Raw genomic sequence first — 24,090 nt, 5'->3', positions numbered from 1 at the left:
TGTGCCGGGCGGCCCCTTCCCGCCTACGTCACGGCCCGGAAGCCCCGCAGGCGCAGGCTGTTGCCGACGACGAAGACGGACGAGAACGCCATCGCGGCCCCGGCGATCATCGGGCTGAGGAAGCCCGCGGCCGCCAGCGGCAGCGCCGCCACGTTGTACGCGAACGCCCAGAAGAGGTTCCCCTTGATCGTCCCGAGGGTGCGCCGGGAGAGCCGGATCGCGTCGGCGGCGGCCCGCAGGTCGCCCCGGACGAGGGTCAGGTCGCCCGCCTCGATCGCCGCGTCCGTACCGGTGCCCATCGCCAGGCCCAGGTCGGCCTGGGCGAGCGCCGCGGCGTCGTTCACACCGTCGCCGACCATGGCGACGCTGCGGCCCTCGGCCTGGAGGCGCCGTACGACGTCGACCTTGTCCTGGGGCAGCACCTCGGCGATGACGTGCTCCCGGTCGATGCCGACCTCGGCGGCGACCGCCTCGGCGACGGTCCGGTTGTCGCCGGTGAGCAGGATCGGCGTGAGGCCCAGCGCGCGCAGCCTGCGGATCGCCTCGGCGCTGGTGTCCTTGACGGCGTCGGCGACCTCCAGGACGGCCCGCGCCTCGCCGTCCCAGGCGACGGCGACGGCGGTCCGGCCCGCCGCCTCGGCGGCGTCCCGGGCGCGGGCCAGCTCGTCCGGCAGGCAGATCGACCACGCGTCGAGCAGCTTCTCCCGCCCCACCAGCACCGCGTGCCCGTCGACGACGCCCTGGACGCCGAGGCCGGGCACGTTGACGAAGTCCTCGACGGCGGGCAGGGCGCCCGTCCGCGCCACCGCCCCGGCCGCCACGGCGCGGGCCACCGGGTGCTCGGAGGCGTCCTCCAGGGCCCCGGCCAGCCGCAGCACCTCGGCCTCGGCAGCGTCGGCGGCCTCGCCGGTCGTGCCCGCCTCGCCGGCGGTGTGGACGGCGAGGAGCGTCATGCGGCCGGTGGTGACGGTGCCGGTCTTGTCGAGGACGACGGTGTCGGCCCGGCGGGTGTTCTCCAGCACTTCCGGCCCCTTGATGAGGATGCCGAGCTGCGCGCCCCGGCCGGTGCCGACCATGAGCGCGGTGGGCGTGGCGAGCCCGAGGGCGCACGGGCAGGCGATGATCAGGACGGCGACGGCGGCGGTGAACGCCGCGGTCACCCCGGCGCCGCTGAGCAGCCACCCGGCGAGGGTGGCGAGGGCCAGGACGATGACGACGGGGACGAAGACGGCGGAGATCCGGTCCGCGAGCCGCTGGGCGGCGGCCTTGCCGTTCTGCGCGTCCTCCACCAGCTTCGCCATCCGGGCCAGCTGCGTGTCGGCGCCGACGCGGGTGGCCTCGACGACGATCCGGCCGCCCGCGTTGAGCGTCGCGCCGGTGACCGCGTCGCCGACCGCCACCTCCACGGGCACGGACTCGCCGGTCAGCATGGAGGCGTCCACGGCGGACCGTCCCTCCACCACGGTGCCGTCCGTGGCGATCTTCTCCCCGGGCCGGACGACGAACCGGTCGCCGACCCGCAGCTCCTCCGCCGGGACGCGCACCTCGCGGCCCCCGCGCACCACGGTGACCTCCTTGGCGCCCAGCTCCATCAGCGCCCGCAGCGCCGCGCCCGCCTTCCGCTTGGAGCGCGCCTCGAAGTACCGCCCGGCGAGGATGAAGGCCGTCACCCCGGCCGCCGCCTCCAGGTAGATGTTGCCGGCGCCGTCGGAGCGGGAGATCGTCAGCTCGAAGGGGTGCGTCATGCCCGTCATGCCGGCCGTGCCGAAGAACAGCGCCCACAGCGACCAGAGGAACGCGGCGGTCGTGCCGACCGAGATGAGCGTGTCCATCGTCGCGGCGCCGTGCCGGAGGTTGGTCCAGGCGGCGCGGTGGAACGGCCAGCCCGCGTAGACGACGACGGGCGCGGCGAGCGCGAGGGAGAGCCACTGCCAGTTCGCGAACTGCAGCGGCGGGACCATCGCCATCGCCACGACGGGGACGGAGAGGACGACGGCCGTGAACAGCCGCTGCCGCAGGTCGCGCAGGTCGTCGGCGTCCGCCCCGTCGGCGCCGGGCCCCTCGCCCGCCGCCCCGCCGTCGCGCGCTGCCGCCCCGGCGGGGGGTGCGGGCGGCCGGGCGGTGTAGCCGGTGGCCTCGACGGTGGCGACGAGGTCGCCCACGGACACGTCGTCGCCCCGATAGGTGACCTTCGCCTTCTCGGTGGCGTAGTTGACCGTGGCCTCGACGCCGTCCATGCGGTTGAGCTTCTTCTCGATGCGCGCCGCGCACGAGGCGCAGGTCATGCCGCCGATGGCGAGTTCGACCTCGGCGGTGCCGGGCGTGGTGGCGGGGCCGCTCATCTCGCGCTCATCTCCACTCCTGCGGTTTCGGACCCCCGGGGCGGACATCCAGGAACCATACCCTGGGGGGGTATCACTTTCTTTCAGTGTATACCCCCCTCCGGTAACCGCGTCACCCCCGCGACGGACATCCGGCGCGCCCTCGCCACCGGTCGGCCACGCGCCGATCCCCCACAGGACGGCTACCGCGGCGCCCCCACGCATTAGCATTGGACTAGACCTGTACGAGCCCCGTACGGGACCGACATCCGCCTGCGAGGAATGGGGTCCGATGAGCAACCGTGCAGTGCTGGAGGTGATCGCCCTCGACGCCGAGGACGCCATCGCCGCCCAGGCCGGAGGAGCGGACCGCCTGGAGCTGGTCACCGACATGGCCGCCGACGGGCTCACCCCGTCCCGCGAGACGTACGCCCGCATCCGCGCCGCCGTGGACATCCCGCTGCGCGTCATGCTCCGCCTCGGCACCGGCTTCGCCGCCGGGGACGTCGACGCCCTCGTGCGCGCCGCGTGCGAACTGCGCTCGGAGGGAGCCGACGAGTTCGTCCTCGGCTTCCTCGACGCCGAGGGCCACCCCGACCTGGACGCCCTGGAACGGCTCGTCACCGAACTGGACGGCTGCCGCTGGACCTTCCACCGCGCCATCGACCACTGCGCCGACCGCGGCGCCCTCCGCAAGCACCTGGCCGACCTGCCGGGCCTCGACACGTACCTGACGGCCGGCTCCGCCGCCGGGGTCGACGCCGGCCTCTCCGTCCTGACCGCCGAGGCCGCGCAGCGCGACCTCCCCGGGTACGAGGCGGTCCTCCTCGTCGGCGGCGGCCTGCGCCTCGACCACGTGCCCGTGCTGCGCGAGGCGGGCGTCGACGCCTTCCACATCGGCGGCGCGGCCCGCCCGGCCGGCTGGACCTCCCCGGTCGTTCCCGGCGCGGTCAGCGCCTGGCGCCGCGCCCTGGACCAGGCGGCCTGACGCGGCGACCCGGACGCGGCGACCTGACGGGCGCGGCCTGACGCGGCGACCCGGACCAGGCGCCTGACGGAGCGGGCCCGGCGTGGCGGTCGTGGCGAGGCGGGCCCGGCGTGGCGCGCCCGGCGGGGCGGTCGTGGCGGGGCGGTCGTGGCGAGGCGGGCCTCGCGTGGCGCGCCCGGCGGACAGGCCCGGCGGGACGGGCCCGACGGGCGGCCGGGCGGGGCGGTCGTGGTCGCCCCGGCCGGAGCCTTCCGCGGCACGCCGCCGCGGCCGACACGGTCGTGGCCCGCGCGGGCCACAACCCGCGACGCGGGCGGTGCGGCCCCCGAGGGCCACGGCCCTCGCCCGCCTCCGCCCGTCAGGCGGTCGGGGTCAGGCGGCCAGGTGGGGCGGCAGCGGGGCGGCGTGGACGAGGGTGAGGCCGGAGACCGCGCGGGTGAGCGCCACGTACAGCCGCCGCAGCCCCGTCCGCTCGTCGGGCTCCCCGCCCACCACCGCCGCCGGCTCGTCCAGCACGACGTAGTCGTACTCCAGGCCCTTCGCCAGCGTCGCGGGCACCAGCGTCAGCCGCGCCCGCGCCGAGGTCTCCTCGCCCGGCGCGAGGAAGCCGAGCCCCGCCGCGTCCAGCGCCGCCGCCAGCTCCGGGACCCGCGCGTCGGCCGCGATGAGCCCGACGGACCCCTCCCGCCCCAGGAACTCCCGGCACGCCGCGACGACCGCCGGGCCCCGTTCCGCCTCGCCGACGGCCCGCACCTCCAGCGACCCCGGGTTCTCCCGCACGGACCGCACCTCGGCCAGCCCGGGTGCGATGTGCGGCAGCAGCCGCGAGGCGTACGCGATCACCTCGCGCGGCACGCGGAAACCGGCCGTCAGCTCCTCCACCACCGCGTCCGGCTTGCCCAGGTGCCCCAGCGCCTCCGCCCAGCTCCGCGTCGCCCACGGGGTCGTGCCCTGCGCCAGGTCGCCGAGGACCGTCGCCGACCCCGTCGAACAGCGCCGCCCCACCGCCCGGTACTGCATGGGCGACAGGTCCTGTGCCTCGTCCAGCACCACGTGCCCCAGCGAGTGGGTGCGTTCCACCAGGTCGGCCGCCTCGTCGACGAGGACGGCGTCCGCGGGCGACCACTTCGCCGACCGCACGCCGCGCGGCGGCCGCGTCCACAGGACCGCCTTCTGCTCCTCGTCGGTGAGGACGCCCCGCGCGTGCTCCGCGAGGAACTCCGCGTCGGACAGCAACCGCAGCACCAGCTTCGCCGGGTCGACCGGCGGCCAGACCGCCTTGACCGCCGCCTTCACCGCCGCGTTGCGCGCCACCGCGTCCTGCACCCGGTCGTCCGGCGCCTCCCCGGCCTCCTCCATCCGCACCAGTACCGCGTGCGCGATGCGCCGCGGCAGCGCCTCACGGGCGGCGCCGTACCGCATGTCGCGGGCGAGCAGCTCCCGGACGATCTCCTCCACCTCGTACGCCGGCACCCGCCACCGGCGCGACCCGCGCACCACGACGACCGGCTCGACGGGCGGCGTCACGTGCGAGCGGACCGCCCGCCGCAGCACCTCCGCCATCCGGGCGTCGCCCTTCACCACGGCCGCCGCCGCCTCGTCCGCGCCCCGCACCTCGACGTGCGTGCCGACCAGGTCGTCGACGGTCGACTGCCGCACTTCCAGCTCCCCCAGGGCGGGCAGCACCTGCTCGATGTACCGGAGGAACGACCGGTTCGGCCCGATGACGAGCGTGCCCGTCCGCGCCAGCCGCTCCCGGTGCGCGTACAGCAGGTACGCCACCCGGTGCAGGCCCACGGCGGTCTTGCCGGTGCCGGGTCCGCCCTGCACGCACACCGTCCCGGACAGGCCGCTGCGCACGATCTCGTCCTGCTCGGGCTGGATGGTCGCGACGATGTCCCGCATCGGCCCCACGCGGGGCCGCTCGATCTCCGCCTGGAGCAGCCTGCTCGTGGTGTCGGCCTCCTCCGGGTCGGTCAGGTGTTCGTCCTCGTACGCGGTCAGCTCGCCGCCCGTGTACCCGAACCGGCGGCGCAGGCCGACGTCCTGCGGATCCTTGCGCGACGCGCGGTAGAACGGCTGCGACACCGGCGCGCGCCAGTCGATCACCATCGGGTCGCCCTGGGCGTCGTGGACGTGCCGCCGCCCGATGTAGAAGCGCTGCCCCTCCTGCGTGGTGTGCAGGTAGTCGAGCCGCCCGAAGAAGAGCGGGGTGTGGCTGAGGTCGGCGAGCGCCTTGATCCGCTCCTCGATCTGGCGGGAGAGGACGGCGGCGTTGACCCAGTTCGCGGTGACGTCCCGGATGTCGAGCGCCTCCACGTCCTCCCGCATGGCACGCAGGGCGGCACGGGAGGCCGCGAGGTGGGCGCGCTCGCGCGCGAGGGGGTCCGGGTCGGTCGTGGACATGGCGGTGCCTCCGGGCGGAACGATCACGAGGTGAGGTCGGGCCGTCCGGTTTCCGACCGGAGGGCGGCGCTCCCTGCGGGGAGGCGGGCAAGCGGGAGAGTGTACTGAGCAGGGCCGGCGCACGCGAACGGTTTTTCCGCGCCTCCGCCTCGGCAATCGAGCGAGGTGCCACAGGCGGGCACGGTAACGCGCCACCTGCTCGATTCATGGCGAGCAATCCGGCCAATCAGCGATCATCCGGTTGGTCCGAGCCTTTAGCAGCGCCATGATTGCAGCCAAAGAGAAAGCACCGGGGGGTTCAGATATGAAATGGAAGAAGCTGGCATCGCTTGGAGCTGCCCTCACCACCTTGGCCGTTGGCGCGCCCACAGCAATAGCGGCGAGCCAGTCGTTCCCCTGGACGGCCGGGGCGTTCAGCAAGGGCAGTGAGTCCCGTCGCTGGGACTCACTGGGGGGGAACACACAGACTCAGACTTCCTGCACCCGAACCGGCGGCGGCCGGGGTGGCGTCGTGTCGTACGAGCTGTGGCGGCATGTCTCCTTGGCGCCCGACAGGAAAATCGGGTATGGCCGGGAATTCGACTGCTCCCTCACAGACCAGACGAAATCCTGGGACCGGACTTCGTCCGGGACGTATTACTGGAAGCTCTGGACGGTGCCGACGGATTGTCTCACGCCGGGCGGGAACTGCCCGATGGACTTGACGGGCCGCACCGCCTACACGACCAGCTGAGGTAGTCACTCTGTGATGTTCCATGAGCAGGAGCGGCAGGCCGTGCTGGCCTGCCGCTCCGTCAGCAAGACGTACGGTTCGCAAGCCGTCGTGTCGGACGTGACGCTGGAGGTGGCACCCGGCGAGGTCGTCGGGTTGCTCGGCGCCAACGGAGCCGGTAAGACGACCCTGATGCGCATGACGTGCGGGCTGGTCAGGCCCACGGCGGGGTCCGTACAAGTCCTCGGCGAGCACCCGCCGTACTCGCCCGCCGTCGCCCGGCAGGTCGGCGCCGCCTTGGACACGCCGGCCTTCTACCGGTGGATGACCGGGCCCGCCCAGCTCCGCAGCCTGCTGCACTCCTCCGGCGTACCGGACCGGGGACAGGCCCTCGCCGCGATCAGGCTCGTCGGCTTGGAGGACGAGGCCCGCAAGCGCATCCGCGCGTACTCACAGGGCATGCGCCAGCGTCTCGCCCTGGCCGCCGCCCTGATGCGCGGACCGCGCCTGCTGGTCCTGGACGAGCCGACCAACGCACTGGACCCGCACGCCGTCGTCATGGTCCGCGAGCTGATCCGGCGGGAAGCGGACAGCGGTACCGGCGTCCTGGTGTCCAGCCACCAGCTCGACGAGATCCAGCGGATCTGCGACCGCGTGGTCGTCATGAACCGCGGCACCGTCGTCGCCAGCGGGGCACTCGACGAGATCGGCCTGGGCGAGGCCGAGTCCCTGGAGGACTGGTTCTTCCGGATCAGCGGGCACAAGGGGTCCTGGTGACGATCTGGCACGTGCGCGCGGAATGGCGCAAGATCGCTTCACGTCCGCTGACGCTCCTGCTGTTCGCGGTCCTGACCGTCGGCTGTGTGACGACGGCGTTCTACGCCCAGGACTACTGGTCGAACACCGTGAACGCGGCTCAGAACGGTCTGCGGGACATCGAGAACGGTGAGTCGTACCGGAGCTGTCTGGAGCTCAATCCGAAACTGGGGCCCGAATACTGCGCCAGGACCGGGGAGTCGGAGCGGCAGGGCACCGAAGAATGGGTGGCCGACTCGCGGGAGAAGGCCGTCGAGGCCGCCCGCGCGCAGACCGTGCCCGGCGCCTTGGGCTGGGCCGCGCAGGCGTTCGCCTCCTTCCCCGGGCTGGTGGTCCTGGTGCTCCTCGCCGCGCAGTCGATGGGCACCGAGTACGACAACCGGACCGCCGGGAACCTCCTGCTGGCCGACCCGCGCATCCGTACGCACATCCTGGCCAAGGCCACCGCTCTGTGGCTCACCACGGCTGCGGCCCTGTGCTGCGCCGGGGCTGCCGTCGCCGTGTTCGGCCTGGTGAAGGGGCGCGCGGACTACCCGCTCCACGCGTTCCACCTCCCACCGGGCGAGGACCTGCTCCACGGACTGCGCCTCTGGGGCGGCGCGCTGGCCGTCACGGCCGTGTGGAGCCTCGTCGCCGTCGCGCTTGCCGCACTGGCGCGCGGCCAGGCGGGCGGGATCGCGCGGTCCGGGGCCCTGCTCGTCCTCCTCATGCTCGGCTCGGGGGCCACTGGGCTGTGGGGATGGCTGCCCGGGGGCATAGTCGCCGACGTGATGGCCTTCCACCCCGGTGACGTGCTGTGGAACGTCTGGTGGGGACCGGAATCGGGGAGCGCCCTCCCCCTGCCCGTCCGGGCCCTGCCCACCGTCCTGGCCACCGCCCTGGGGATCTGGTGGATCATGCGCGCCGCCGGGCGCAGGAACGAGGTCACATGACCGGGTGGTTCGCCTGCTGGTACGCCGAGCTGCGCAAGGCCGTCCTGTCCCCGGTCGTCTTCCTCTCGGCCGCCGGTGCGGCGCTGCTCGCGGTGGTGATGGGCCTGTACGGCTTCCGACACGCCTACCGGCACTTCGAGGACGGCGCCCCCGCCACGTACGTCGACGAGCCGGCGGGCGCCCTGTGGGCGGCGGCCCAGCACTCCGGGACCTTCGCCGGCCTGCTGGTCGCCGGTGCGTTGGCGGGCGCGCTGTACGCGGTCGAGTGCGAGTCCGGCATGTGGCCGTCGCTGCTGGTTGCCCGGCCGGGACGGGCACGGCTGCTCGCCCTGAAGGGGACCGTCGCCCTGCTGCTGACGACCGCGTTCACGGTCGCCCTGGCCGCCGTGCTGTTCGCCGTGGGCCGGACGGCCGCCGGGGTGACGGGCTTCGCCACGACCGAAGGCCCCGGCTGGGGGGCGGCCGCGCAGGCCGCGGCCAGGTCCCTGGTGGTCCAGACCCTCTTCGTCACGGTCGCGTTCGCGGCGGCCTCCCTCACCCGCAGGACCGTCGGGACGATGGCGGCCGCCCTGGGACCCGTGATCGTGCTCGCCCCGATCGTGGGCATCGAGGACATCGCCCCGCTGCACCCGCAGACCTGGGTGGCCGCGTGGCTGCGGCTTCCGGACGAGGCGCAGTACGCCCTTTACCTGTGGACGCGGGAGCCGTCACCGGGGACGGGCACACCCGGCGTGGCGGCGCTCCTGGCGCTCGCCGCCGCCCACCTCGGCGTCCTGGCCCTCGCGGCGCGGGGAGACCGGCTGTTCCGCCCCGCCGACTGACCGTGCCCCCGCCGGGTCCGGCGGCGGCGCTGGGGGCGCCCGCGTGGCGGAGGCCGTCCGGGCTCGGCCGGAGGTAGAGCCGAGGGCCTCCCGTAGCGCCTCGGTCTCCTCGACGACGTACGCGGCGCCGTCCGTGGGTCCCCGGTCCTGGTCGGCGGCTTCGCTCACCCGATCAACTCCCTCGTGCCCCACCTCCGTTGGCATGGCTCAAGACCTGGTGAGCGCATGACCCGACCGTCATCGTGTGAGCGGAGAGTCACGCGGAGCACGCTGACGAGCGACCATCCGTGTGCGGAGTGGCAGGCAAGGCGAGGACGGCCCGGCAGCGGTGAACGGGCGACAGGGCGCGGGAGGCCGAGCGGGCGGGCGGCGAGCTGGGCGAGGCGCTGGAGGCGGCCGGGGTGCGCCTGCCGTCCCTCGGGCTGGCTGGACCCTGTCTCGTGCGCGGGTTCGGCCCCGCTCGGGCTGATCGAGCTCGGACGCTGCAAGGTGGAGACGGCCCGCGCGCCCGCCACCGTGCTCCGGTCGAGGACGTACGACGGCCCGTAGCGGGTCGGGCCCGGACGCACGCGGACGGACGGAGGCGTGAGGAGGGTGTTCGCGCCGGCCGCCGAACGCCCGTGGCGGGAAGCGTGGCCGCCGATCGCGCGGACGGGGCAACCCGTGGACGACGGGGATGTGCTGGCTCTTCCGTCACAAGGGTGTGGCGGTGCTGTGAGTCGGGTCGGTGACCACGCCGGGGGCGACGGGGAACATGCACGCCCCGCGGTCCGTGCCTCGCCGAGCTGGACCAATGGTCCGCGTCCAGGCACACGACCGGGACCGGGGCGGGGAACAGGAGCGGGACGGGGAGAGGGGCCCGCCGGGACCGTGCCGGGCGGGCGGCCACGCCCGCCGTACCCGCGCACCTGCCGCCGCCCCAGCGCGCCGCGCAGGTCAGGCGCCGCTGAGGAGGTCGCCCGCGTCGACGATCCGGTACGCGTACCCCTGCTCCGCCAGGAACCGCTGCCGGTGCGCGGCGAAGTCCTGGTCGATGGTGTCCCGCGCGACGACCGAGTAGAAGTGCGCCTGGTGCCCGTCCGCCTTCGGCCGCAGGACCCGCCCGAGCCGCTGCGCCTCCTCCTGGCGCGACCCGAACGTCCCCGACACCTGGATGGCGACGGTCGCCTCCGGAAGGTCGATCGAGAAGTTCGCGACCTTCGACACGACGAGGACGCTCAGCTCGCCGTTGCGGAACGCGTCGAAGAGCTTCTCGCGCTGCGCGTTGGACGTCTCGCCCTTGATGACGGGCGCGCCCAGGTGCTCACCCAGCTCGTCCAGCTGGTCGATGTACTGGCCGATGACGAGGATCTGCTGCCCCGCGAACTTCCGGACGATCGCCTCGGTCACCCGGCGCTTGGTGTCCGTCGTCGCGCAGTACCGGTACTTCTCCTCGCTCTCCGCCGTGGCGTACGCGAGCCGCTCGGACTCCGTCAGGTCGACGCGGACCTCGACGCAGTCGGCGGGCGCGATGTACCCCTGCGCCTCGATCTCCTTCCACGGCGCGTCGAACCGCTTCGGGCCGATCAGCGAGAACACGTCCGACTCGCGCCCGTCCTCGCGCACCAGCGTCGCGGTCAGCCCGAGCCGCCGCCGGGCCTGGAGGTCGGCGGTGAACTTGAAGACCGGCGCGGGCAACAGGTGCACCTCGTCGTAGACGATCAGGCCCCAGTCCCGGGAGTCGAACAGCTCCAGGTGCGGGTAGACGCCCTTCCGCCGGGTGGTCAGCACCTGGTAGGTGGCGATGGTGACGGGCCTGATCTCCTTGCGGGTGCCGCTGTACTCGCCGATCTCGTCCTCGGTGAGCGACGTGCGCTTGACCAGTTCGTGCTTCCACTGGCGCGCGGAGACGGTGTTGGTGACCAGGATCAGCGTCGTCGCCTTGGCCTGCGCCATGGCCCCGGCGCCCACGAGGGTCTTGCCGGCGCCGCACGGCAGCACCACCACGCCCGACCCGCCGTGCCAGAAGCCCTCGACGGCCTGCTTCTGGTACGGGCGCAGCTCCCAGCCGTCCTCGTCCAGCTCGATCGGGTGGGCCTCGCCGTCGACGTACCCGGCGAGGTCCTCCGCCGGCCAGCCGAGCTTCAGCAGCGTCTGCTTGATCTGCCCGCGCTCGGAGGGGTGGACGGCGACCGTGTCCGGGTCGAGGCGCTCCCCGACGAGCGGCTTGATCCGCTTCGACCGGAGCACCTCCTCCAGCACGGGCCGGTCGGTCGTGGTCAGCACCAGGCCGTGCACGGGGTGCTTGCCGAGGCTCAGCCGCCCGTACCGCGCCATGGTCTCGGCGACGTCCACGAGCAGCGCGTGCGGCACCGGGTAGCGCGAGTACTCGACCAGGGCGTCCACGACCTGCTCGGCGTCGTGCCCGGCGGCGCGGGCGTTCCACAGGCCGAGCGGCGTCAGACGGTAGGTGTGGATGTGCTCCGGCGCCCGCTCCAGCTCGGCGAAGGGCGCGATGGCCCGCCGGCAGGCGTCGGCCCGCTCGTGGTCGACTTCGAGCAGGAGTGTCTTGTCGCTCTGGACGATCAGGCAGGACACACATACCTCCAGGGATAGGATCGCGTTGTGACAGACACCACATCTGCGCCTGCCACGGCAAGGGCCATGCCCCGTGCCCGTCGCCCGAAGGGCGTCCCGGCCAACGCGTCGGGAATGCGCGCGGCCATCTATGTCCGCCTTTCGCGGGAAACAGAAAACTCTACCTCGCCCGAGCGTCAGCGCGCGGCCTGTGAGGCTCTGTGCGCGGCCCGTGGCTGGCAGGTCATAGCCGTGGAAGAGGACATCGACGTCTCGGGCTACTCGCGCGGCCTGGACCGTCCCGGGCTTCAGCGGATCCTGGCCCGTCTCGCCGAGTTCGACGTGATCGTGTTTTTCAAGATCGACCGCCTGGCCCGCTCCACGGTGGACTTCGCGGAGATCATGAAGGTCACCCAGGCGGAGAGCGTGGCTCTCGCGTCCGCCAGTGAGCCGCTGGACCTCACCTCTTCCATGGGGCGCGCCATGGCGAAGGTGATCGCGGTCTTCGCAGAGCTGGAGTCCGACACCATCGGGATGCGCGTCTCCAGCGCCCATGAACACCTGCGGCGGGAGGGCCGCTATACGGGCGGCAGGGTGCCGTACGGGTACCGGGTGGCACCCAACCCCGAAGGCGCGGGGAAGATCCTGGAGGTCAACCCCGAGGAAGCGAAGACGATTCACGAGATCGTGGAACGGGTCCTCAACAAGGACTCGTTGCTCAAGATCGCAGTGGACCTCACGGAGTCCGACAAGCCCTCGCCCGGCCACTCGTCGCGGCAGACCACGGGCAAGCGCAGCGACTCCAAGCGGTGGTACCCCTCCACCTTACGCAGCCTTCTCGGCAACCCTCAGTTGCTGGGGCAGGTGATCGAGGACGGCAAGCCGATCCTGATGACGGACGGGCTGCCGCTGGTCAACCGCACGCCGATCCTGGACATGGACACCTGGCAGGCGTTGCAGGACGAGCTGAGCCGGCGAGCCAATCCGGGCGACCGGCGACGCGAGGGAACGGCGCTGCTGCGGGGGATCGTCTACTGCGCGGTGTGCCACAACCGCATGTACACGTACGTCGCCAAGGGGCGCATCCGCTATCGGTGCATCGGCCGGCTGAAGGCCCGACAGGCAGGCGCGGAGCTGACTTGCTACGGCGTGAGCATCGCCGGAGAGGGCATGGAACAGCACGTCACGGCGCTGTTCCTGGAGAAGTTCGGTGCCTTCCCCGTGGTGCGCATGGTGGAGCACGTGGGCGAGGACTTCCGCCCGCAGATCCGGCAGGCCAGGGAAGCGCTGGAGGACCTGGAGAAGGACCGGTACGACCGTGGCCTGTTCAAGGGTGAGGAGGGTGCCACGAGGTATGCGGCTCAGTACGCCAAGCTGGAGGAACGCTTGGCTTCGCTGAACGAGAAGCAGCGCACCGCGAAGCCTGCGGGCGTGGAGGCGGTTCCGACCGGCCGGACTCACGCACAGCTCTGGAAGGACGCGGACACGGCGGGCAAGCGCGATCTGCTGCTGAACGCGGGGGCGTACGTCGAGGTCGGCATGTCCCGCAAGGGCGGCCCGAGACTGGACACTTCCCGCCTCGCGGTCTACTTCGGCGAGGACGGCGAGATCCGCCGGGCGGACGCCGACGGCAAGGACGTCGAAGCGGTCGTACAGCGCACAGCGGCTCAGACGCTTGAGCTGTTCTGAGCCCTCCTGGCGACTACTCGCGGCCCGTTGCTGGGGAAGCCCTGGCGGCGGGCCGTCCGCGCTCCCAGGGGGTGCCGCCGGTTTGCTGCTCTCTCAGCGGCAGGGTGATGACGGAATGACGGTTCTCCCTGCTTTTTTGATTGCACATAGAAAAATAAGAGAAAAACAGACCAAGGGCTCGATCCGTCATTGCGCCATCGCAGCCCTGCGCCGCTGAGGGTGAGCCACGAACGCTGCGCGTGTGGGAGTGGGCGGTCGGAAGCCAGAGCCGCATCCGTTTGCGTGCGAGGGGGGTGGGCGGTGGCCCCCTTCAACCCTTGACCAGCGCGTGTGGGAGCGGAAACTCTCGCGTGGCTGATCAGGGGGTTTCCGTGGGCAGTTATCCTCTGCCCCGGGGGTTGGCCATCCGTGCCGGGTAGGGTCACGGCACCATGGAGAATCTGCCCGAGAGTTTGGACCGCGACATCCTGGAGCAAAGGATCATCTCTGCGCTCATGACGATCCGCTAAGCATTGGACTGCACGCTTCATGAAGCGATCGACATCTTCGCGCAGCGATACGAGGAGCTTCGTCGTGATCGTCCGGACGACTTCACTCTGAGGCGGGAGGACTACGGCCAGGGCTTCTACTCCTGATGAACTGCTGGCCGGTGCACGTGGTCGGCTGGGGGAGTGACGCCACCGCGACCGGTAGCCCTATCCCAGGTACGGGGCGGTGCGGTGCTCCAGGAAGTGCCGGATACGCAGCCGTTGCGTGTGATGCATTGGAAGCGAATCGAGTTCTTCTGGCGCCACGAAGCGGAGTTCCGTGCTCTCGTCGGAGATGGCCAGGGTGCCGCCGACGATCCGGGCGGTGAAGCAGACGTTGAACTGCCGGCGTACCTCTCCGTCGCTGTACGCGATGACATGGCGGGGGTCGGTGTACGTGCCGACGAGTCCCGTGATCTCGACATCCAGACCGGTCTCCTCCTGGACCTCTCGCACGGCCGTGCCGGGGAGGGAATCGTCCATGTCCATGGCTCCGCCCGGCAGCGCCCACAAGTCGTTGTCCCGGCGCCGTTGGAGAAGTACGCGGCCGTCCTCATCGGTGACGACGGCAGAGGCTGCCACGACCAGGCTGTTCGGCCGGGGGGCGTTGGGATCGTCGTAGTACTCGGTTCGGGCCACGGCACTCAGCCTTCCACGGGGCGGGCCGTTTCCCATACGGCGTCGAAGCTCCCCGCGTAGGTGTCGAACATGCCCCCGTCGCCGTGGCGCCGGAGATGCCACACGGGCGCACCGTAGGCGTTGACGCCCCACACGTGCGCGTTGACCAGCATCTGATCGTCGGCGCGGTACAGGCTGTTGTAGAGGGTCGTTCCATGGGTGCGCAGCTCGATTCCCGGTACGTCCGCGAGAGGCCGGTAATGCAGGAGCGCGAGTCGGCAGCGGGACTCGATGCCGTGGCCGAACTTCTCTTCCCGTCCGCGCTGCTGGACGTTGGGGTCGTCGGCGTCACCCACCGCGATGCGGATCGTGCAGCCTTCGTCGGCCCGTTCGCGCAGGAGGTCGTTGAGGCGGGGGTACGCCTCGTGCAGGAAGACGGCCGCGTACACCAGCACGTCGATCCGCTGCCGCGCCTGGGAGAGGAGATCGACGAAGACCGACACGGGGAGATCCGCCCGCTGTCCGTACAGAGCGACGAGTTCGGGGCTGACGGCACGTGCGGCACGCGCCTGCCGGAGTGCCGGCCACAGGGCATGCACGTCTTCCCCGAGCGCTTCCGCTGCCGCCAGCGCCGTTGCCCGGCGCGGAGTACGCCCGAGATTGACCCACCGTTCCACGGACTTGGGGTCGACACCTGTGACGCCAGCAAAGGCCGCATGTGTCCAGCCACCTGCCTCCATGACGGTTCGAAGTCGCTCGTTGGACATGCTGCGCCCCCTCGGATTTCGGACGTTCCCAGGGACGTTCTACACGTGGTAGGACGTCCCAAAGTGGGAAACGTACGAGGTTCCTTCGTCCTGACGACCGGCGCGACCATCGCGCCATGAGTGAGCCCACGCGATACAGCGCTACGCCTGTCGAACTGCCGCTGAACCTGGATCGGGACCCGGACCCTGTCGACGGGTGCGCGGGATGCATCGAGCTGGCCAACGTGCGCTCCCGCGCCCGTGCCGGGGGCGACATGGCCACGGTGTCCGACTGCAACGTCTTCATGCGGCGGCACCCCGAGGGGCACTGATGGTCACCGCAGAGGACATCGGGGGACGCGTGGAAGATGGCGCGGGACGGGTCGGCATCCTGCGCGACGTGATTCCGGACTACGAGGACCCCGCCGGTCTGCCGGGTGAGCGCCGGAAGCGCCCTACAGCGTTCCTGTGGCCAGAGGGCGGGGGCCGTGAGTGGCTGGTCCCGCCCGAGAGCGTGAAGCGCGCTTAGCGCGCTCTTTTCCAGGTGGGCCTATCCGCTACCTGCCCCAACGTGCTAGGTATGTGCACCCAGCTTGATCGCGTGGACGATCAGCGGTCCGTTCACGCCTCACCCTTTCCGTACGGCCCCGAGGACGCGGCCAAACCTCCAGTGTGCCGCATGGGCGGGGACACAGGGCCGGTCCCGGCCCGCCCGGGACCGGCCGGTCCCCTCCCGGAGCGTCCCGAGGGGCCCGGCCCGGTCGCTGCTCCGGTTCCGGCCCGGGTCGCAGGGCGGCCCGGGCCCGGTTCGGGGGCCGACTGGGGCGGTGCCGTCGCCCGACGGCGCCGGTCCGGTCGCTGCCCCGGTCCGGGCCGCCGGACCGGGGGCGACCCCGGCCCGCCAGGAGGGCGGCCCCGGCACGGTCCGGGGGCCCACGGGGCGGTGCCGTCGGCCGACGGCACCGGTCCGACCCCTGCCCCGGTCCGGGCCGGAGGGCGGTGTGGTCGGCCGTCCCGACCCGGACCCGGGCGGTCGACGAGGCCGGCCCCGGCCCGGTCGGCGCCCACGGGGTGGTGCCGTCGGTCGACGGGGCCGGTCCGGACGGCTGTCGGGCCGGCCGGGGCCGTCACTCGTCGGCGAGTTCGGCGACGCCCGTGATGCGGTGCAGGGCGTACGTGCGGACCTCGTCGGCGGTGTGGTCGTACGCAGTCACGAAGCCGCCCTCCACGCGGACCGGGGCGATCACGCGCTGGCTGGCGGCGCCCTCGGCGTTGACGTAGCCGATCCACACGGCCGAGTTGGTCAGGGCCGCCGCCTGGACGGTGGCGAGGGTCTCTGCGGCGGAGGTGCGCGGCAGGGTGCCGTCGGCGCGGGCGGTGGTCGCGGTCTCCGGTTCCTTGCGGGTGACGGTCGCCGCGAGGTCACCGGCGCGGATGGCGCGGACGGCCGCGCCGAGGAGGGTGGCGTCGGGCACCGGCGGGCCGTCCGGGACCGGCGCGGGCGCCGTGCGGGGGCCGGTGCGGTAGGCGTCGGCGCGGGTGACCAGCACGTCGCCCTGGGCGGACTCGGCGGCCGGGGCGAAGCCCATGGACCGCAGCCCGTCCAGCAGCACCGCCGGCGCGGCCTTGGAGGCGAGGACGGTCGGGGCGAGCCGGCGCAGGCCAAACGACGCGGACCGCTTGTCGGCGAGGATCTCCCCCAGCACGGCGTCGTCGTCGCAGCGCACGTACGAGGAGGCGGCGCCGACGCGCAGGTGGCCGTGGCGGCGGGCCACGTCGTCGATCAGGTACGCGAGGGGCTGCGGCACGGGCGTGCGGGAGTGCTCGGCGAGGAAGGCGTGCAGCTCGGCGGCGGTCCGCCCGGCGTCCAGGGCGCGGCGCACCGAGCCGGGCGTGAAGCGGTAGACGGTCGCCCCGCCCGTGGACTCGACGTCCGCGAGGACCGACAGGGCGTCCGCGAGGGCGCGGCGCAGCGGGCCGGGGGCGACGGCCGTCAGGTCGGCCTGGAGCAGGACGTGGTCGACCGGTTCGGGCAGCAGGGGCGCGAGCAGCGCCACGGCGGCCTCGCCGTCCGGGTCGTCCAGCAGCGCCCGGCCGTGGCCGGAGAGGGCGCCGCGGCCGGTCACGCCGAGGGTCTCCGCCTCGGACAGGGCCCAGACGGCGAGGCGGGCGCGCAGGTCGGCGCCGGCCGCGCCGCCGCGCAGGGGCCGCTCCCAGCGCAGCCGCGCGAGGAGGACGTCCGGCTCGGCGGCGCCGCCCGGCGGGAGCGCGGCGAGCAGTTCCAGCACCCGGCGCCGCACCTCGGGCGCGGCGCCCCGGTCCAGGTCAGGGCCGAGCACGGACAGGGTGCGGCCCTTGGCGTCCTGCCCGCCGACCAGCCCGGGGGTACGGGTGGAGGCGAGCCACGTCCCGGCGAGGCGGGCCCAGCGTCGGGCGGCGGGCAGCTCCAGCCACGCGTCGTACGCGGGGGTCGGCGCGTACCGCTCGCCGGCCTCGCCGTCCGGGGCCAGCAGCCCCGCCCCGTACAGGAGTTCCAGCCAGAACGCGGCGACCGGCTCCGGCACGTCGAGGGCGGTCGCGGTGCGCTTGAGGTCGCGGACGGACAGGCCGCCGGCCCGCAGGACGGGCGGCCCGCCCTGGTCCCACTTCTTCAGCAGCTCCTCGGCCGTGGCGAGCGCCGTGTACGCCTGCCCGGCCGCCGTGCCGTCCACAACCTGTGGACGGTACTCGCGGGCCGGCTCCACGGTCGGCGGCGCCGGCTCGGGCACCCGGTGCGCCCGCCCGGCGCGCAGGTGCAGCGCCACCTCGCGCGGCAGCGCCACCGTACGGGCCGACACGGGCAGCAGCAGGCCGCGGTCACGCAGCCAGCGGACGGGCGGCGCGGGCACGGCGCCCACCTCGCCGTACGGCGGCCCCCACACCAGCCGGTCCAGCACCCCGAGCGCGTCGGCGGGCGCCTGGTCCAGCAGGGCGTCCATCCTCGTCCGGTCGGTGAACAGCCCCGTCAGGGCGGCCACCGCCGACACCGGGTCGTGGGTGGACGGCAGCCCGACGGCCTGGAGGATCTCCTGGACGCGGCCGGGCGACATGCCGGCCGTCGCCTCCGCGACGGTCGGCCCGAGCCCCGTGGGCGACGGGTGCTGCGGCGACGGCGCGAGCAGCTCCCGCGCGGTGCGGACCAGCCGCAGCCGGTCGTCCCCGCCCCACACCAGGGCCTGTTCGCGCAGGACGGCCACGGCGCCCGGCAGCGCCTCCGCCACGGCCGCGTCACCGGCGTCCCCGGCCATGAGCGCGAGCAGCGCCGGGTACGGCGCCGGGTCCGGCGCCACGGCCAGCGCCTCGGCGGTCTGGAGCGCGAACCGGTCGAGCCGCTCCAGGGCCCGCACGACGGAGGCGCGCGTACCGGCCCGCGTGGCGAGCTGCGTCAGGTCCGTCGGAACCGGCGCCAGCAGGTCCGGACGCGCCCGCAGCAACGCCGCGATCCCCTCGTCGCCCCGCGCCCGCAACGCCTCCGCGAGCGTGCGGGGCGCCGCCGTACCGTCTTGCTCCTCGGGCACGTGCGCCTCCCGCTCGGTCTCGCCGGTCGCCATCCGCACCACGTTAGCCCCTGCCCCCGCCCCAGGCGCTAACGTCGGGACGTCGACCGGGCGGCGGGCAGCGGCATGGAGGGGCACGGTGGGGATCGAGAGCGACCAGCTGGTCTTCGACTACCTGAGCCGGGTCGGCGACCTGGCACAGCAGCGACAGTTGCCGGCGAAGGAGCGGATGACCCTCGTCGCGTCGCTGCGCGACGAGATCGCCCGGCAGCGCGAGGGCGGCGGTGCGGACGGCCCGGCGGGGGTGCGGCGCATCCTCGACCGGCTGGGCTCGCCCGACGCGGTCGTGACGGCCGTGGCCGGCGGCGGCCTCGCCGTACCGGGACAGCGGACCGCGACGGCGCCGCGCGACCGCGTGTCGGCGGACGTGGAGGCCGGGAGCGGTACCGGGTCCGGGCCGGGCTCCGGGGACGGCGCCGGACCGGAGCCGGACTGGTGGAGCGTGGTGCCCGGGTTCACCGGTGGCGTCGAGGTGCCGGAGCTGCTGGTACCGCCGGAGGAGCAGGACGGCGGGGACGGCGAGGGCGGCGCGGCCGGTGGGGACGGCGCGGGGTCCGGGCCGCCCGCGCCCCCGCCCGGAGGGCCGGGCGTCCGGCTGCTGCGCCGGCTGCTGGGCCGGAAGCCCCCGCCGGCGGTACCGGTGAAGGCCGTCCCGGGCGCGGCGCCCGGCACGGCGGTGACCGGCAGGGCGGCGGCCGGCGGGACGACGGCGGTCACGGCGGTGGTCGTGCCGGCCTCCCCCTCGTGGCGCTCCCGGCTGCTCCGCCGCGGGCCCCGGGGCGCGGCGCCCGCACCGGCCGTCACGGCCCCGGTCGTCGCCGCCCCGCGCAGGTGGGGCAACCCGGTGCTGCTCGCCGCGGCCGTCCTGCTGGTGGTCGGCACCGTCATCGGCTCCTGGCTCGCCCTCGCGGGCGGCTGGCTCCTCGCGTACGCCTCGCGCCGGTTGAGCCGCGCCCAGGCGAAGTGGGCGGTCCTCGGCCTGCCGGGCCTCGTGGCGGCGGCCACCGCCGTGTGGCTGTGGGGCCGGCTGGACGGGCGGTGGGGCGACCCCATCGCGGCGGGCGGCCCGGCGCTGCGCGAGGCGCTGTCCGGGACGTGGCCGTGGACGGTGCGGGCCGCGGCCCTGGCCTCCGCCGCGTACCTCCTCTGGCGCTCGCGCCGCCCCTGACCGCGCGTTGCCGACGGCGGTTCCCGGGGCGCCGGGCGTACGGGCGTGCTGAGGGGGACGGGCGTAACGGGCGTGCGGGCGGGGGGAGGTACCGGCGCACGGGCGTGTGGACGGGGCGTGCGGGCGTACGGGTGCGGCCCCGTGCCGGAGGGGCAGCGGGGCCGCGTGGTGCGCGTGCGGGACGGCGGGGCGTCCCGGGAGTCGGGGCCGTACCGGCAGGGCGGGCGGGCGGCGGGTCAGACGTCCAACTGGTCGGCGACCGCGCGCAGCAGGCCCGCGATCTTCTTGCCGTGCACCTTGTCGGGGTACCGCCCGCGCTCCAGCATCGGCGTGATGTTCTCCAGCAGGGTCGTCAGGTCCTGGACGATCGACGCCAGTTCGTCCGGCTTGCGCCGCTGCGCGGCCGCGACGGACGGGGCGGGTTCGAGGACCGTCACCGACAGGGCCTGGTCACCCCGCTGCCCGGCGACCACGCCGAACTCCACGCGCTGCCCCGGCTTCAGGCTGTCGATCCCGGCAGGCAGCACCGACGAGTGCACGAAGACGTCACCGCCGTCGTCGCGGGAGAGGAAGCCGAAGCCCTTCTCGCTGTTGAACCACTTGACCTTGCCGGTAGGCACGTCCTGTCCTCGTCCTCGTACTCGATGGGTCCGCCATGGAAAACGGCTCTGGATGGCAGTGGAGCGGGTCGCCCGGACCCGCTGGGCAACAAGGCTAATGGTCCAGGCCCCGCTGACAAGACGCCGCCGGCCCGTTCCTCCGGCCTGGGAACTACCCTGGCCGAATGCGTAGCGAAACCACCGCGAGCGACGCCCTGCCGGGCGACGGGCTCATCCGCGTCGGCGCGATCCTCTTCATCGTCGGAGCGGTCGCCACACTCGTCACCGTGGCACCACTCTTCCTGGGGACCGAGCCGTTCCCGACGGCCGCGTACCTCGTGTCGATGCTGATGGGCGTCGGCTTCCTCGTCGCCGCGGCCGGCGTGCTCCGCACGATCGCCGCGCAGCGGCGTCAGGCGCGGGCCGCCACGCGCTCCGCGTAAGCCGCCCACCAGGCCGGGAACGCCGTCAGATCAGGCAGGACCACGTCGGCGCCGGCCGCGCGCAGGGCCTCCTCGTCGTACGGGCCGGTGGCCACCGAGACGGCGAGGGCTCCCGCCGCGCGGGCGCCGCGGATGTCGCCGAGGTGGTCACCGACGTACACGGTCGCGCCGTGCGCGCGCAGCGCCTCCGCCTTGGCCTCGGCCCACAGCCACCCGACGACCTCGTCCGGCTCCAGGCCGAGGTGCGTGACGTGCAGCCTGGCGTGCGGTTCGTTCTTCGCCGTGACGACGACGCTGCGCCCGCCCGCCGCGCGAACGGCTTGAATCGCATCCCCCGCGCCGGGCAGGGCGAGGGACGGTTCGATCGCGTGTGTGGGATAGATCTCACGGTAGGCGGCGACCATCTCCTCGATGCGGTCCTCCGGGAACCAGTACGCGAGCTCGTGTTCGAGCGGCGGCCCGAGGCGGCTCACCGCCAGCTCCGCGTCGATCCACACACCGGTCCGGGCCGAGAGCTCCAGGTACGTCGCGCGGATGCCGGGGCGCGAGTCGATGAGCGTCATGTCGAGGTCGAAGCCGACCGTGAGCGGGGCGGCCGCCCCGGAGGACGACGCGACGGGGTCTGTCGCCGGGGCGGAGGACGCGGTGAGGGTCATGGGGGGCATTCTGCCCGGGCCGGTCCGCGCGGCGCCGCCGGGTTTCCGGCGCCCCGGGGCCACGGGAAGCCGGGCCACCGGGCCGCCGGGTCCAGACGCCCGGGGCCGCGGGGGCTGCCGGGGCTGCGAGCCGCCGGGCCGCGGGCCGGTGGGGCCTCGCGCTACGGGAAGGCGAGCGCGCCCGGACGGACGGGCGGCACCAGGCCCTCGCCGGCGGCACGCGTCAACAGCGCCTCCACCGCCGCGTACCCCGCCGTCCCCAGGTCCTCCGTGAACGGGTTCACGTACAGCCCGATGTGCTGCTCGGCGACCGCCGGGTCCATCTCCTGCGCGTGGGCCCGCACGTACTCCCGGGACGCCCCCGGGTCCGCCCACGCGCTCCGCACGGACGCCCGCGCCGACTCCGCGAGCCGCCGCAGCACCGGCGCGCCCAGCGACCGCTTCGCGATGATGGCGCCCAGCGGGATGGGGTGGCCGGTCGTCTCCTCCCAGTGCTCGCCCATGTCGGCGAGGCGGTGCAGCCCGTACTCCCGGTACGTGAACCGTGCCTCGTGGATGACGAGCCCCGCGTCGACCTTCCCGTCCCGCACGGCGGGCATGATCTCGTGGAAGGGCAGGACGACGACCTCGCCGATCCCGCCCGGCACGGTCCGCGCCGCCCACAGCCGGAACAGCAGGTACGCCGTGGAGCGCTCGCTCGGCACCGCCACCGTGCGGCCCGACAGGTCGAGCCCCGGCTCGCGGGTGAGGACCAGCGGCCCGCAGCCGCGTCCCAGCGCGCCGCCGCACGGCAGCAGCGCGTACTCGTCCAGGACCCACGGCAGCACCGCGTACGACACCTTGAGGACGTCCAGCTCGCCGCGCTCGGCCATGCCGTTCGTGACGTCGATGTCGGCGAAGGTGACGTCCAGCTCGGGTGCCCCGGGCACCAGCCCGTGCGCCCACGCGTGGAAGACGAACGTGTCGTTCGGGCAGGGGGAGTATGCGACGCGCATCACCACTGGCCCTCACTCCTCCCTGAAGACGGTGCTGCTCAGCGACCCGAACGCGCCGCGCAGCGCGTCCAGGGCCGCCCCGATGCGCCAGGCCGCCCGGTCGCGGGGGCCGACGGTGTTGGAGACGGCGCGGATCTCGACGACGGGCACCCCGTACGCGGCGGCCGCCTCCGCCACGCCGAAGCCCTCCATGGCCTCCGCGCCGGCCCGCGGGTGGCGGGCGGCCAGCCCGGCGGCGCGGGCGGCGGTGCCGGTCACGGTGGAGACGGTGAGGACGGGGGCCGTCAGGCAGGGCCCGCCGGTGGCGCGCAGGGCGTCCGCGACGCGCGCGGTGAGCGCGGGCGGCGGGGTGTGGACGGAGCGGCCGAAGCCCAGCTCCTCCACCGTCAGGTAGCCGTCCGGGGTGTCGGCGCCCAGGTCGGCGGCGACGACGGCGTCCGCGACGACGAGCGCCCCGAGCGGGGCGTGCGGCGCGAAGCCGCCACCGATGCCGGCGGAGACCACCAGGTCGTACGGGTACGGAGCGCGAGCCAGCGCGGTCGCGGTGGCCACGGCCGCCGCCGCGGGCCCCACCCCGCCGGCGAGCACGTCCACGGTGGCGGTCGCGTCCACGGCGTCGGTCGTGTCCGAGGCGACGGCCGCGTCCAGGGCGTCGGCCGCGTCCAGGGCGTCGGCCGACGGGTCGTCCCCCGCGCCGGGCCCGGCGGTCTGCGCACCGGCCGGGGCCGGAACGGCCGGTGCCCGCGCGGTCAGCGCCTGCGCCGCGACCAGGGCCTGCGCGGTCGGCCGAGTGGCCGGGGCCTGCGCGGTCGGGCCGTCAGCCGGGGCGGCCGGGGCCGGTCCGGCCGTGAGCACGTGGCTCGTCACGGTGTGGCCGCTCGGCAGCCGCCGGGCGGACCGGGTGGCGCGGCCGGCCAGACCGTCCGCGACGGCCTCCGCCTCCGCCGCCACGGCGGTCACGACCAGGACGCGCAGGGTCACACCTTCTTGAGCACGAAGCGGTAGACGCCGATGGCCTTCTTCGACTTGGCGTCGGTCTCCAGGATCGAGACGCGGACGCTGTCGGGGGCCGCGCCGCCCATCTGGCCGGCGGAGAAGAACGCGCTCGCACCGATCGACCGGTACGACTTCGTGTACGGCTCCTGCTCGGCGCGCTGCCCGTCGAGGAACAGCGTCCAGCCGTTCTCCGCGATCTCCGGGTCGACGCCGAAGCGGACCCGGTCGTCCACGGACACGTCCACGGCCTTGCCGCCCTTGGCGCTGAGGCACTCCTGGACGCGGGACTCCTTCAGGCCGCCCTCGTCGTAGCAGTCGTCGGCGGCCTCGGTGTTGTACGAGTCGGATCCGACCGTCACGGTCGCGATCGGCGTCGGCTTGGTCCAGCCGCAGGCGGAGAGGACGAGCAGGCCGGCGGAGACGGCACCCAGAGCGACGCCGGCCCGGCGGGCCTTTCCGGAGAAGAACGCAACGGTCATGGGGCGAAGGCTATCGGGCCTGGCCG

The 24,090-nt window shown here is 74.0% G+C and carries 19 protein-coding genes; 8 read left to right on the top strand and 11 right to left on the bottom strand.

The genetic code is table 11. The features are described 5' to 3' along the window. Positions 1-23: 23 nt before the first annotated feature. Complete coding sequence (locus ACF053_RS14855) at positions 24-2,342, bottom strand: heavy metal translocating P-type ATPase (protein ID WP_391954241.1); 2,319 nt, start codon at positions 2,340-2,342, stop codon at positions 24-26. A gap of 271 nt (positions 2,343-2,613) precedes the next feature. On the opposite strand from ACF053_RS14855, the gene ACF053_RS14850 reads away from it, so the two are divergent. Further along, positions 2,614-3,309 (top strand): copper homeostasis protein CutC, encoded by a 696-nt coding sequence (locus ACF053_RS14850; RefSeq protein WP_391954240.1) that lies wholly within the window; start codon positions 2,614-2,616, stop codon positions 3,307-3,309. Positions 3,310-3,681: 372 nt separating this feature from the next. Here the strand turns inward: ACF053_RS14850 and ACF053_RS14845 are convergent, their stop codons facing one another. After that, a complete protein-coding gene (locus ACF053_RS14845; RefSeq protein ID WP_391954239.1) occupies positions 3,682-5,715 on the bottom strand; it encodes a HelD family protein in 2,034 nt (677 codons plus the stop codon). A gap of 748 nt (positions 5,716-6,463) precedes the next feature. On the opposite strand from ACF053_RS14845, the gene ACF053_RS14840 reads away from it, so the two are divergent. From ACF053_RS14840 to ACF053_RS14830, 3 genes are read left to right on the top strand one after another with little or no spacing between them, the layout of a single operon-like run. Then, positions 6,464-7,204 carry an ABC transporter ATP-binding protein gene (locus ACF053_RS14840; RefSeq protein ID WP_391954238.1) on the top strand — a complete coding sequence of 247 codons (741 nt, stop codon included), beginning with the start codon at positions 6,464-6,466 and terminating at the stop codon, positions 7,202-7,204. Further along, positions 7,201-8,175: a hypothetical protein gene (locus ACF053_RS14835; protein ID WP_391954237.1), complete on the top strand. Its 975-nt coding sequence runs from the start codon at positions 7,201-7,203 to the stop codon at positions 8,173-8,175. The genes ACF053_RS14840 and ACF053_RS14835 overlap by 4 nt, the downstream gene beginning before the upstream one ends. After that, the gene (locus ACF053_RS14830) at positions 8,172-8,996 is read left to right on the top strand and encodes a hypothetical protein (protein WP_391954236.1); all 825 of its coding nucleotides are present in this window, start codon (positions 8,172-8,174) and stop codon (positions 8,994-8,996) included. The genes ACF053_RS14835 and ACF053_RS14830 overlap by 4 nt, the downstream gene beginning before the upstream one ends. 936 nt (positions 8,997-9,932) lie before the next feature. On the opposite strand, the gene ACF053_RS14825 is transcribed toward ACF053_RS14830, so the two are convergent. Then, positions 9,933-11,573, bottom strand: coding sequence for a DNA repair helicase XPB (locus ACF053_RS14825; protein WP_391954235.1), 1,641 nt, complete (start codon positions 11,571-11,573; stop codon positions 9,933-9,935). A gap of 27 nt (positions 11,574-11,600) precedes the next feature. Here ACF053_RS14825 and ACF053_RS14820 point away from each other — a divergent pair, with 27 nt between their 5' ends. Further along, positions 11,601-13,241 carry a recombinase family protein gene (locus tag ACF053_RS14820; protein ID WP_391954234.1) on the top strand — a complete coding sequence of 547 codons (1,641 nt, stop codon included), beginning with the start codon at positions 11,601-11,603 and terminating at the stop codon, positions 13,239-13,241. Positions 13,242-13,936: 695 nt separating this feature from the next. Here ACF053_RS14820 and ACF053_RS14815 read toward each other — a convergent pair. Further along, positions 13,937-14,407, bottom strand: a complete 471-nt coding sequence (locus ACF053_RS14815) for an NUDIX domain-containing protein (protein WP_391954233.1) — start codon at positions 14,405-14,407, stop codon at positions 13,937-13,939. A 5-nt stretch (positions 14,408-14,412) separates the two neighbouring features. Then, the gene (locus ACF053_RS14810) at positions 14,413-15,153 is read right to left on the bottom strand and encodes a helix-turn-helix domain-containing protein (RefSeq protein ID WP_391954232.1); all 741 of its coding nucleotides are present in this window, start codon (positions 15,151-15,153) and stop codon (positions 14,413-14,415) included. A 116-nt stretch (positions 15,154-15,269) separates the two neighbouring features. Here ACF053_RS14810 and ACF053_RS14805 point away from each other — a divergent pair, with 116 nt between their 5' ends. Continuing rightward, positions 15,270-15,464 carry a hypothetical protein gene (locus tag ACF053_RS14805; protein WP_391954231.1) on the top strand — a complete coding sequence of 65 codons (195 nt, stop codon included), beginning with the start codon at positions 15,270-15,272 and terminating at the stop codon, positions 15,462-15,464. A gap of 795 nt (positions 15,465-16,259) precedes the next feature. On the opposite strand, the gene ACF053_RS14800 is transcribed toward ACF053_RS14805, so the two are convergent. Next, entirely contained in the window at positions 16,260-18,722 is a 2,463-nt protein-coding gene (locus tag ACF053_RS14800) for a helicase-associated domain-containing protein (RefSeq protein ID WP_391954230.1), read from the bottom strand. A gap of 85 nt (positions 18,723-18,807) precedes the next feature. Here ACF053_RS14800 and ACF053_RS14795 point away from each other — a divergent pair, with 85 nt between their 5' ends. After that, positions 18,808-19,896, top strand: a complete 1,089-nt coding sequence (locus ACF053_RS14795; protein ID WP_391954229.1) for an HAAS signaling domain-containing protein — start codon at positions 18,808-18,810, stop codon at positions 19,894-19,896. A gap of 236 nt (positions 19,897-20,132) precedes the next feature. On the opposite strand, the gene ACF053_RS14790 is transcribed toward ACF053_RS14795, so the two are convergent. Continuing rightward, positions 20,133-20,516, bottom strand: coding sequence for a cold-shock protein (locus ACF053_RS14790; RefSeq protein ID WP_058943222.1), 384 nt, complete (start codon positions 20,514-20,516; stop codon positions 20,133-20,135). A 164-nt stretch (positions 20,517-20,680) separates the two neighbouring features. Here ACF053_RS14790 and ACF053_RS14785 point away from each other — a divergent pair, with 164 nt between their 5' ends. Next, positions 20,681-20,938 (top strand): hypothetical protein, encoded by a 258-nt coding sequence (locus ACF053_RS14785; protein WP_058943223.1) that lies wholly within the window; start codon positions 20,681-20,683, stop codon positions 20,936-20,938. Here the strand turns inward: ACF053_RS14785 and ACF053_RS14780 are convergent. From ACF053_RS14780 to ACF053_RS14765, 4 genes are all read right to left on the bottom strand, one after another. Further along, positions 20,908-21,594, bottom strand: coding sequence for an HAD family hydrolase (locus ACF053_RS14780; RefSeq protein WP_391954228.1), 687 nt, complete (start codon positions 21,592-21,594; stop codon positions 20,908-20,910). The two genes, ACF053_RS14785 and ACF053_RS14780, sit on opposite strands and share 31 nt — an antisense overlap. A 161-nt stretch (positions 21,595-21,755) precedes the next feature. Next, a complete protein-coding gene (locus ACF053_RS14775; protein ID WP_391954508.1) occupies positions 21,756-22,589 on the bottom strand; it encodes a 1,4-dihydroxy-6-naphthoate synthase in 834 nt (277 codons plus the stop codon). A 12-nt stretch (positions 22,590-22,601) separates the two neighbouring features. Beyond that, positions 22,602-23,360 (bottom strand): futalosine hydrolase, encoded by a 759-nt coding sequence (locus ACF053_RS14770; protein ID WP_391954507.1) that lies wholly within the window; start codon positions 23,358-23,360, stop codon positions 22,602-22,604. A 206-nt stretch (positions 23,361-23,566) separates the two neighbouring features. Next, positions 23,567-24,064 (bottom strand): hypothetical protein, encoded by a 498-nt coding sequence (locus ACF053_RS14765; protein ID WP_058943224.1) that lies wholly within the window; start codon positions 24,062-24,064, stop codon positions 23,567-23,569. Positions 24,065-24,090 lie beyond the last annotated feature (26 nt).

It is taken from the genome of Streptomyces kanasensis, assembly GCF_043077165.1.
GTDB classification, from domain to species: Bacteria; Actinomycetota; Actinomycetes; order Streptomycetales; family Streptomycetaceae; genus Streptomyces; species Streptomyces changanensis.
This window is presented reverse-complemented; position numbering and strand designations above follow the sequence as displayed.